The 9,068-nt window shown below is 62.7% G+C and carries 10 protein-coding genes and 2 pseudogenes; 3 read left to right on the top strand and 9 right to left on the bottom strand.

The window, feature by feature from the left end; all coding sequences use genetic code 11:
• Positions 1–385: pseudogene (locus RAC97_RS22575) on the bottom strand (Fic family protein); the annotation flags it as partial.
• Positions 367–819 carry an ArsR family transcriptional regulator gene (locus tag RAC97_RS22570; protein WP_375101872.1) on the bottom strand — a complete coding sequence of 151 codons (453 nt, stop codon included), beginning with the start codon at positions 817–819 and terminating at the stop codon, positions 367–369. The pseudogene RAC97_RS22575 and the gene RAC97_RS22570, both read right to left, overlap by 19 nt.
• A 366-nt stretch (positions 820–1,185) precedes the next feature.
• On the opposite strand from RAC97_RS22570, the gene RAC97_RS22565 reads away from it, so the two are divergent.
• The gene (locus tag RAC97_RS22565; protein WP_375101871.1) at positions 1,186–2,259 is read left to right on the top strand and encodes a hypothetical protein; all 1,074 of its coding nucleotides are present in this window, start codon (positions 1,186–1,188) and stop codon (positions 2,257–2,259) included.
• Positions 2,260–2,298: 39 nt separating this feature from the next.
• On the opposite strand, the gene RAC97_RS22560 is transcribed toward RAC97_RS22565, so the two are convergent.
• The gene (locus RAC97_RS22560) at positions 2,299–3,360 is read right to left on the bottom strand and encodes a diguanylate cyclase (RefSeq protein ID WP_375101870.1); all 1,062 of its coding nucleotides are present in this window, start codon (positions 3,358–3,360) and stop codon (positions 2,299–2,301) included.
• Positions 3,361–3,580: 220 nt separating this feature from the next.
• Between RAC97_RS22560 and RAC97_RS22555 the strand changes: the two are divergent.
• A pseudogene (locus RAC97_RS22555) lies at positions 3,581–4,058 on the top strand (GNAT family N-acetyltransferase).
• Between the two features lie 16 nt (positions 4,059–4,074).
• On the opposite strand, the gene RAC97_RS22550 reads toward RAC97_RS22555, so the two are convergent.
• Both RAC97_RS22550 and RAC97_RS22545 read right to left on the bottom strand, forming a co-directional pair.
• Positions 4,075–4,371 (bottom strand): addiction module antidote protein, encoded by a 297-nt coding sequence (locus RAC97_RS22550; RefSeq protein ID WP_375101869.1) that lies wholly within the window; start codon positions 4,369–4,371, stop codon positions 4,075–4,077.
• Positions 4,368–4,688, bottom strand: coding sequence for a type II toxin-antitoxin system RelE/ParE family toxin (locus RAC97_RS22545; RefSeq protein ID WP_375101868.1), 321 nt, complete (start codon positions 4,686–4,688; stop codon positions 4,368–4,370). Before RAC97_RS22545 ends, RAC97_RS22550 begins: the two co-directional genes overlap by 4 nt.
• A 143-nt stretch (positions 4,689–4,831) precedes the next feature.
• Between RAC97_RS22545 and RAC97_RS22540 the strand changes: the two genes are divergently transcribed.
• Positions 4,832–5,722 carry a bestrophin family protein gene (locus tag RAC97_RS22540; RefSeq protein ID WP_375101867.1) on the top strand — a complete coding sequence of 297 codons (891 nt, stop codon included), beginning with the start codon at positions 4,832–4,834 and terminating at the stop codon, positions 5,720–5,722.
• Positions 5,723–5,729: 7 nt separating this feature from the next.
• Here the strand turns inward: RAC97_RS22540 and phnE are convergent, their stop codons facing one another.
• Genes phnE through RAC97_RS22520 form a run of 4 tightly spaced genes read right to left on the bottom strand, consistent with a single transcriptional unit; the run spans position 5,730 to position 8,960 of the window.
• On the bottom strand, positions 5,730–6,497 hold the full coding sequence (phnE, locus tag RAC97_RS22535) for a phosphonate ABC transporter, permease protein PhnE (RefSeq protein ID WP_375101866.1): 768 nt from the start codon (positions 6,495–6,497) through the stop codon (positions 5,730–5,732).
• Positions 6,494–7,321, bottom strand: coding sequence for a PhnE/PtxC family ABC transporter permease (locus tag RAC97_RS22530; RefSeq protein WP_375101865.1), 828 nt, complete (start codon positions 7,319–7,321; stop codon positions 6,494–6,496). The genes phnE and RAC97_RS22530 overlap by 4 nt, the downstream gene beginning before the upstream one ends.
• Positions 7,315–8,109 (bottom strand): phosphonate ABC transporter ATP-binding protein, encoded by a 795-nt coding sequence (locus RAC97_RS22525; protein WP_375101864.1) that lies wholly within the window; start codon positions 8,107–8,109, stop codon positions 7,315–7,317. The genes RAC97_RS22530 and RAC97_RS22525 overlap by 7 nt, the downstream gene beginning before the upstream one ends.
• Positions 8,106–8,960 (bottom strand): putative selenate ABC transporter substrate-binding protein, encoded by an 855-nt coding sequence (locus RAC97_RS22520; protein WP_375101863.1) that lies wholly within the window; start codon positions 8,958–8,960, stop codon positions 8,106–8,108. The genes RAC97_RS22525 and RAC97_RS22520 overlap by 4 nt, the downstream gene beginning before the upstream one ends.
• Between the last annotated feature and the right edge of the window lie 108 nt (positions 8,961–9,068).

Here is a 9,068-nt window from a genome sequence, read left to right as displayed (position 1 = left end):
CGATGGGGCTTTTGATCTGACGTGCTTTTTCGATTATTTGCTCGAACATCTCCTGCAATAACGATGGCACCTGTGTAGGCATGTAAGTGGTACCGCTTATGTTCACCACCATTTGCCTGATATCGCCGAGCACGTCGCTATCTGCGAGCAAGTCTTGCATCAGCAAGGCCTGCAGGTTGCGGATAACCGCAGAATTCAGCCCGTACTCCGGTATCGCATCCACCATGAACTCAATGGCAGCCTTGTGATTGAGGAGCATGACGGCATCCAGGTCACCATCAGCAGCCCCGCTTTTGAACAACTGCTCGGTATCGAGTAGCGAATAGCGGTTTCCTTCAAGTCGAGACGAGGACCAGGACAAGTCGATCAGCAGCGGCTCCAGCACCTTCCGGGCGTAGGTACCCGCAGGCTGTTAGCCACGCATGCGACCCTCAGCCTCCAGCGCGTCGACCAAATCGGCAGGAAGCCAGGCTGTGGAGTTGGGTTGGTAATGATCGACCAGATCACGGTGATAAGTGACGACATCGCGCATCGCCAAGGGACGCAGCAGTTGCTCTCGTAGTACGAGGCTGGCAGCGGACCACGGAACACTAGGGGGCGGACTCGCCGGGGCGATTGCAGCCGGTTGTTGTATGGCGCTCGGGAGACGGTACCGCTGGCTGCGCCCATCTCTCTCCCGTTCGACCTACCTGCGTCCAGCAGTACCGCCAGGTGGCGCTTTACAGTGGGCCAACTGACATCAAGCCGCAGGGCAATTTCGCGGGAGCCCAGGGCTTCACCACACTCCAGTAACTGGAGGATTTCGTTTGGCAGACTCATTGGATTTCCACACGTAGCTCAATGCAGATCAATGCAGCTCAATGCAGCTCAATGCAGCTCAATGCAGCTCAATGCAGCTCAATGCAGCTCAATGCAGCTCAATGCAGCTCAATGCAGCTCAATGCAGCTCAATGCAGCTCAATGCAGGCTAGCAATGCCTTGGGACAACGCAAATGAAAGCGCCGGAAAAAATCAGCGCACTTGCTGTGCGACATGGTCAAGGCGCTGATGGATGACGTGAAAGTGGGGCGCATGCAGCAATAGCGGATTGCTGCCGCCCCAGGGTCACACGGAACCGCTGCCAAATCGCCCCTCCCGCGCATGCACAACATCCTGCGCTTTCCTCCACCTCGCAGGATAAAAACCATGCACTCCAGCACCTTGACCCTGGCGAGCGTTCTGCTCGCCTTTGCTTCTTGCCTGCAAGCCAACACTCAGGCCATCAGCGTCGAGCACGGCACGGCTCGTTGCACAGAAATGCGTCTGCCCGCAGACCATCGCGCAGTCTGTGAGGTCTCGGCCGTCAGCCGCGTGGGCGAGCGCCTGTACCTGGCAAACGACAAACCCATGGGAAACACCGGCGCATCGCCGCTGTTCGACCTGGCGCTGGAAGGTGAGCGTATCGCCAAGGGGCCACCGACTTACCTGCAAGCCAAGGCCTTCACCCAAGCGCGCAAGTTCGAGGCCATGACCACTACGCTGGACGACACCCATGTAATTGCCATCACCTCGTTCAGCCGCATCGGCAGCGTCGACGATGCGACCGATGACGCCTTCAACACCTTGCTCTACTGGCCGGTGCACAGACCTCAGGACGTCAAGCTCGTCTCACCCTCCACCCGTAAAGGTGTCACCAGCTCATTCGCCATTCGCGAGCAGTTGGTCGAGTTGCTGGGGGCGCCGTTCTTCCAGATAGAAGGCTTGTCGATCGCGCCCGCTAACCAGTTGCTGCTGGGTGTGCGCAAGGTCGGCGCGAGCTATGGGCAAGCACGCGATGTCTTCAAGATTCTTGCCGTGCCTTTTGCCTTCGACGCAGGTGAGATGCACCTGACCGGCGCGATACGAACCCTGTTCGAGTTCACGCCCGAAGTACCTGGCAGCGATCAGGTATTGGGATTGGCTTCCCTGGAGTTTGACCGGTTCCACGGGGGTCGGCTCTATGCCCTGACCAGCTTCGAGGATGCCACCTCTATCGCCGGCTACCTGTGGTCGATACCGCTGCTCGATGGCAGCCCGGCCGAGCCGCAGCTGGTGATTGCGCGCTCTGGTGAGCCGCTGCGTTTCAACAACAAGCCAGAGGGGCTGGAGGTGCTGGACGCATCGACCTTGCTGGTGGTGCATGACGATGATCGATTCGCGGTGCAATCGAGTGCACAGGGTCAGGCGAGTGGGCCAGACGAGTTTGCCTACAGCATCGTGCACATGGCGACCGATCGGTAACCTGCGGACACTCGGATTGCGGCTTGAGCACTGGATCGCTCAAGCCACACTCTTGCCCCCGAACTCTCCCGCCCACGCCACCCGGTTCCGCCCTTCATGCTTGGCGCGATACAGCGCCATGTCCGCCTCATGCAGCCACGCCTCGGCATCGCCCAGGTGCGGCCCATACGCGGCGATACCAATGCTCAGGCTCAGGCGCAAATGCGGCAGGGCCGGGTCGCGGTAGTCCTCCACCGCCTGGCGCAGGCGCTCGAGGATTTCCGCCGCCTGGCTCGGCGTGGTGCCGGGCAGCAGCACGCAGAACTCATCGCCGCCGTAGCGGGCCACCGGGTCGCTCTTGCGCAGGTGCGCGGGAAAGAAGGCGCTGAGGATGCACAGGATGTTGTCGCCCACCAGGTGGCCATGGCGGTCGTTGATCTGCTTGAAGTGGTCGATGTCGATCAGCGCCAAGGTATTGGCTTGCTGGTGGGTGCGGCAGCGTTCGAAGGCGCTCACCAACAGGTGCTTCCAGGCACCGTGGTTGATCAGGCCGGTGAGGCTGTCGGTCTTGCTCAGGTGGGCCAGGGCGCGTTTGTGCTCGCCGAGCTGCACGTTTACCTGGTAGCAGATAAAGCCGATGACCATGGGGTAGATCATCAGGATCGGCAGGCAGGCGAGCATCTGCGCCTGGGTGGTCGGTGGAAACAGCGCTGGCGCGTACAGCCAGAAGCCCAGGCCGATGCCCAGCAATTGCACTGTCAGGGTCTTGCCGAGCAGGTTCCAGCCGCCGACGGCCATCTTGTCCATAGCGATCATCGACAAAATAATGACGCTCGGTAGCGGGTTCAGGCCCATCACGCCAGCCCAGCAGCCACCGGCAAAGCCGTCGAACACCAGGCTGCGCTGTTCGGTGCGGTAGGCATTGGCCGAAAAACGTGCCAGCAGAAAGGCCAGCTGCGGCCAGACGAAGCCGTGCGCCACCAGCAGCGCCCATACCCACCACTCCGGCTGTTGCGGCCAGATGCCAATGGCCACGCACACGAAGCCCAGGCCCGTGCCCACGGCACGGGGTGCGTACATTCGCCTGGCAAAGGAAAGGCCTTTGCCCTTTCGCTCGTTCATCGCGGGTTCACCCATTGTTTGACTGTCCAAGGACGGCAGCGGACAGACGCCAGGAAAACTCCCCCGCGGGTCGGCATTAGAAGCATTGTGCCATCAGCCAAATATCCCTACAAACCCCACGGATGAAATACCCACCAATTAAAGCGAAAGCCATGCCAGATAACGAGGCAGACGCTAAGCTGCCAGACGAATGCCCGCTTGACCCACCGGGATGGAAGCCATGCAACTGACCCACCGCCCCGTTCGCACCTCTGATATCCCCGCCATCTGCTGCTTCCCGCAAGGCCCGGACGAGTTGTTCTACATGTTCCCCAAGGCCAGCTACCCACTGACCCCGGCACAACTGAGCGAAGCCATCGCCCAGCGCAGCGGCTCGACGTGGTGGAGGGCGATGGCGTGGTGCTGGGTTTCGCCAACTTCTACAAGGCCGAACACGACGGCGTGTGTGCCTTGGGTAACGTGCTGGTAGCGCCGCCAGCGCGTGGGCATGGCGTGGCGAGTTACCTGGTGCGCTGCATGACCGACCTGGCGCGCGAGCAGTTCGCGGCGCGGGAGTTGTGGGTGTCTTGTTTCAACCACAATACCGCGGGGCTTTTGCTGTACCCCCGCTTGGGGTTCGTGCCCTTTGGCATCGAGGAGCGGCAGGCGCCGGATGGGGGGCGGTGGCGCTGGTGCAGATGAGGCTGGCGCTCTACTGAAGGCTGCCTTTTTCCCTCAGCTAACCCCCGAATGAGGCTGGGCAGACAGGTTGATGCCTAAAGTACGAATGACCTTGAGAACTGTGTCAAAACGCGGTTTGGCACCAAGATTGAAAGCCTTGTAGAGACTTTCACGCCCTAGACCACTTTGGGTTGCAACCGAAGACATGCCTTTCGCCCGGGCGATATGACCTAGGGCCCGGAGCACTTCGTCAGTATCGCCATCACTGAGCACCTGGCTCAGGTACTCCGCAATGGCCTCATCGCTGTCAAGCATTGCAGCCATATCAAAAGGGATTAGTTTCTCGCTCATTTCAACTCCTTTGCCAGCTTTCTTGCCTTGATAATGTCATTCGATTGAGAAGCCTTGTCTCCGCCTACCAACAACAGGTTCAATCTACGTCCGCGCTGAGTGAAGTAAATTCGATACCCTCCGGAAATATCTAGACGCATCTCGTGGATCCCACCTCCAAGGGACTTGTAGTCCCCCAAATTCCCACTCTCCGCTCGCTCCATTCGTCGTGACAAAGCAATGTAGGCTCGTAGGTCACGCAGGCCTCTCAACCAACGAGCAAAGCTCTCCGTTTGCTGAACTTCATAAATCAAGATCCACTTTCGATTCTTCTCCACTCCATGGGTAGATCGACACGTCCCACATCCGCGTCGTCTGACTCTGAAGCAGTCGAGCGAACAAAAATCTTGTAATAACCCTCAACAGAACCTTGCCTGCCCCAAACCGTCCGAACCTCATTCGCTCCACAATGAGGTTCCCCGTGAAAGACATGATCGTGCGCAAGTACCGCCTGGTGGTGAAGACTTTCGGCTACATCGGCTGGTCGCTGTTCTGGCTGCTGATCTGGGACGTGCTGGTCACCATCGATTTCATGCTGTTCTTCCAGAGCGCATTCTCCCTGCCGTTGATCCCGCTCACCCTGCTGGGCTCGGCGCTGGTGGTGCTGGTGAGCTTTCGCAACAGCAGTGCCTACAACCGCTGGTGGGAGGCGCGCACGTTATGGGGAGCGCTGGTCAATGCCTCGCGCAGCTATGGGCGGCAGGTGCTGACGCTGATCGACGACCCGGACGAGGGGCTGAACCCGGTCAAGGCCACCCTGCTGCGCCGGCATATCGCCTATGTGAATTGCCTGGCAGCGCACCTGAAGGGCGAGACCTGCCCGCAGGCGCTGATGGCGTTCATCCCGCCGCGTGAGTTCGAACGGCGCAACGGCTCGAACAACTTCGCCAACGACATTCTCGGCGGCTCGGCAGCGTTGCTGGCCAAGGAGTACAAGGCCGGGCGCCTGGACAGCATTCGCCTGGCGCGGCTGGAGTCGACGCTGGTGGACTTGTCCAACGCCCAAGGCGGCATGGAGCGCATCGCCAACACGCCGCTGCCCTACCCCTACGTGTATTTCCCGCGCTTGTTCATCACCCTGTTCTGCCTGATCGTGCCGATCGGCCTGGTGGAATCGCTGGGCTGGTTCACACCGCTGGCCTCCACCGTGGTGGGCTTCATGCTGCTGGCCATCGAGCGGATCGGCACCGATTTGCAGAGCCCGTTCCGCTTCAGTGAACACCAGATCCAGATGGACCAGATCTGCGAGACCATCGAGCGCAATCTGGAGTCGATGCAGCGTGAGGCGCAGTGCGAGCTGGGGGTGAGCTGAGCGGGCCTCAGGCCCGCACGTAGCGCTGGCGCAGCAGGTCGCTGAAGGCATCCACCAGCAACACCAGCACCAGCATGGCGATGATGACCGTGCTGGCCTGGGCCTCCTGGAACAGGCTCAAGGTGGTGTAGAGCATCTGTCCCAGTCCGCCCGCCCCAACGAAGCCGAGCACGGCGGCCATGCGAATGTTGTTTTCCCAACGGTACAAGCCGTAGGCGAGCAATTGCGGCCAGAGGTTGGGCAAGGTGCCAAAGCAGAATGCCGCCACCTGGCTACCGCCTTGCAGGCGAATGGCCGCCGCAGGTTCAGGCGGCGCGTTTTCCAGCGCCTCGGCGAACAAGCGCCCGAGCACGCCCGCGGTGTGCAGCGCCAAGGCCAGGGTGCCGGCGTTCGGGCCGAGACCGGCGGCGAACACCATGAGCGCCGCCCATACCAGCTCGGGAATCGCCCTCAACGCATTGAGCAGCAAACGCGCCGCGCCTTGCAGCGGCCAGCCGAAACGCCCCGCCGCCGGCAAGGCCAGCAACAGGCCGAGGAGCATCGCCAGCAAGGTACCCAGGCCAGACATCGCCAAGGTTTCCAACGCCCCCCGTGCCACAGCACCCAAGTGCTCGCTGGACAGGTCCGGCTGCAGGAAGCGTCCGGCGTACTCGGCCATCTGCCCCAAGCCGCCGTTGCCGAACACGTTCAGCAGGTCCAGCTCCAGGTAGCCGAAGGAGCCCACCACGGCGGCCAGAATCGCCAACACCAACAACAGGTTCACCACGCGCTTCATGCCAGCCTCCCACGCAGCACGCGGCTGAGCACGTCCGCCAGCATCACCAGGACCAGAAACGCCAGCAGCATGCTCGCCACCTCATTGCCCGCGAACATGCGCATCGACAGGTCGATCTGCTGCCCCAGCCCGCCAGCACCAACGAAGCCCATCACCACCGAGGCGCGTACCGCGCATTCCCAGCGGTACACGGTGTACGACACCACCTCGGCAGCGGCATTGGGCAGGATGCCGTAGAAGAACGCCGTCACGCGCCCGCCACCCGCCTGCATCAGCGCATGGGCCGGGCGCTGGTCCACCGACTCGAAGATTTCTGCGTACACCTTGCCCAGCATGCCGCTATAGGTAATGGCGATGGCCAGCACACCTGCCGTCGGCCCCAGGCCCACGGCGCGCACGAACAGCAGCGCCCAGACGATTTCCGGCACGCTGCGCAAGAACACCAGCATGCCCCGCACCGGTAGCCGCATCAGGCGCGACCAGGGCCCCGCGCGACCACCGCGGGAGGCCGCCCGCAACGACAAGGCGCGGCTGGCCAGCAGGCTGGCCGGTATCGCCAGCAGCAGCGCCAGGGTCATGCCGGCCGTGGCCACGGCCAGGGTCTGCAGCGTGGCTTGCAGCAGCAGTTCGAGAAAATCGCGGTCATGGGCCGGGGGCCAGAAGCCACTGACGAAATTGAACATCTGCTGGCGGTTATCGGCCTGCAACAGCACACCCAGGTCCAGCTCGCTCAGTTGGATGCCTGGCCACAGCAGAGCCAGGGCCAGCAGGGTCAACAGCAACCGTGGCAAGGCTGCCGGGTCGCGAGTGTCAGGCTTCAGCATCGTGGAATCTGCACCGTCAACGTCACCCCCGGCGTGACCGGCGAGGCCAGCTGCTCGTTGGCGTACAGGGCGTCGAGCATGGCTTGGCTGACCGACTGCGCCGGGCAGTCGAAGGCCACTTGGCCGCCACGAATACCGATTACCCGGGGGAAGTGCGCCAGCGCCAGGTCCACCGCATGCAGGCTCGCCACCAAGGTAACGCCACGGGCCTGGGCCTGGCGGTTGAGCAGCGCGATGCTGTGGTCGGCCAGCACCGGGTCCATGGCCGACACCGGCTCGTCGGTCAGCAGCACCTCGGCCTGCTGGTACAGCGCCCGAGCGATGCCCACGCGCTGCAACTGTCCGCCCGACAGTTGCCCGCACTGCACGAACAGCTTGTCGGCCATGCCCAGTTCGGCCAAGGCTTGGCGTGCACCGGGTACGTCGCTTGGGTGCAGCAGGTTGAACAGGCCGCGCAGGGTGCCCCACTGCCCGAGGCGCCCGGCCAGCACGGCGGTGACCACCCGCTGGCGCGGCGGCAAGGGCGGCGCCTGGTGCACCAGCGCCACCCGCGCGCGCAGGCGCTGGCGTGCCCTGGCAGACAACGCCCAGGGCTGCTCGCCCAGCAGCTCGAGGCGGCCTGTCGTGGGCGCAATGGCGGTGGCCATGAGGTTCAGCAGGCTCGACTTGCCCGCCCCGGACGGGCCGATGATCGCCACCCGCTCGCCCTGCTCGATATGCAGGCTGACATTTTCCAGCGCGCGGACCTGGCCATGGCGCAGGCCCGCGTCGAACAGTTGGATACTCACTTCAGCAGGCCAGCCTCACGTGCGGCTTGCTCGGTGCCCTGGTAGTTCTCAGGCTTGGTCTCGATGAAGCGGCTGGCGGCCTGCAGGTCGAGAATCGCCTTGTGCTCGGGCTTGCCCGGGTCGAGGTCGAGGAAGGCCTGCTTGATCTTGTCCTTGAGCGTCGGGTCGAGCTTGCCGCGCACGGTCCAGTTGTAGTCGTAGTAGGTCGGCGTGGTGGCGAACACCTTCACCTTGCTGGTATCGACCTTGCCGGCATCCACCAGCTTCTGCCATACGCTGGCATTGAGCACGCCGGCATCGACCTTTCCGGCCTGCACCCAGGCCACGGTGGCGTCGTGGGCGCCAGAGTAGGCAACGCGGCCGAAGTAGCCCTCGGGCTTGATGTTGTCTTCCTTGAGCATGAAGTAGCGTGGCATCAGGCTGCCGGAGGTGGAGGAAATCGAACCGAAGGCGAAGCTCTTGCCCTTGAGGTCGGCCAGGCTCTTCACCGCAGGGTTGGCGGTGATGAACTTGCTGGTGAACTGGGCATCCTGCTCACGCTGTACCAAGGGCGTGGCGGTGGGGTCCTTCAAATGCACCTGGACGAAGGTGAAGCCACCCAGCCAGGCCAGGTCGAGGCGGTCGGAGGCCAGCGCCTCGACCACCGCCGGGTAGTCGGCCACAGGCACGAACTGCACCTTCATGCCCAAGCGCTGCTCGAGATACTCGCCCAGCGGCTTGAACTTGCGCAGCAGTTCGGTAGGGGCCTCATCGGGAATCGCGCTGACACGCAAGGTTTCGACAGCCTGCGCGGCAACCGCGCAGCACGACAGCACGAGGCCGGCGGCGAGCGCCAGGGGGCGTTTGAACATTGGGGGTTCTCCGGTTCAATAGCGGGGAAGGTGTCGACCAAGCGCCGACGGGGGGAAGTATAAGAGCCACGGGGACAAAGGCCAGCTTTGCTACAATCGCGCATCCCC

It is taken from the genome of Pseudomonas sp. LS_2, assembly GCF_042709235.1.
Lineage (GTDB): Bacteria > Pseudomonadota > Gammaproteobacteria > Pseudomonadales > Pseudomonadaceae > Aquipseudomonas.
The sequence above is the reverse complement of the archived record's forward strand: the minus strand, read 5'-3'. Positions and strand labels throughout refer to the sequence as shown.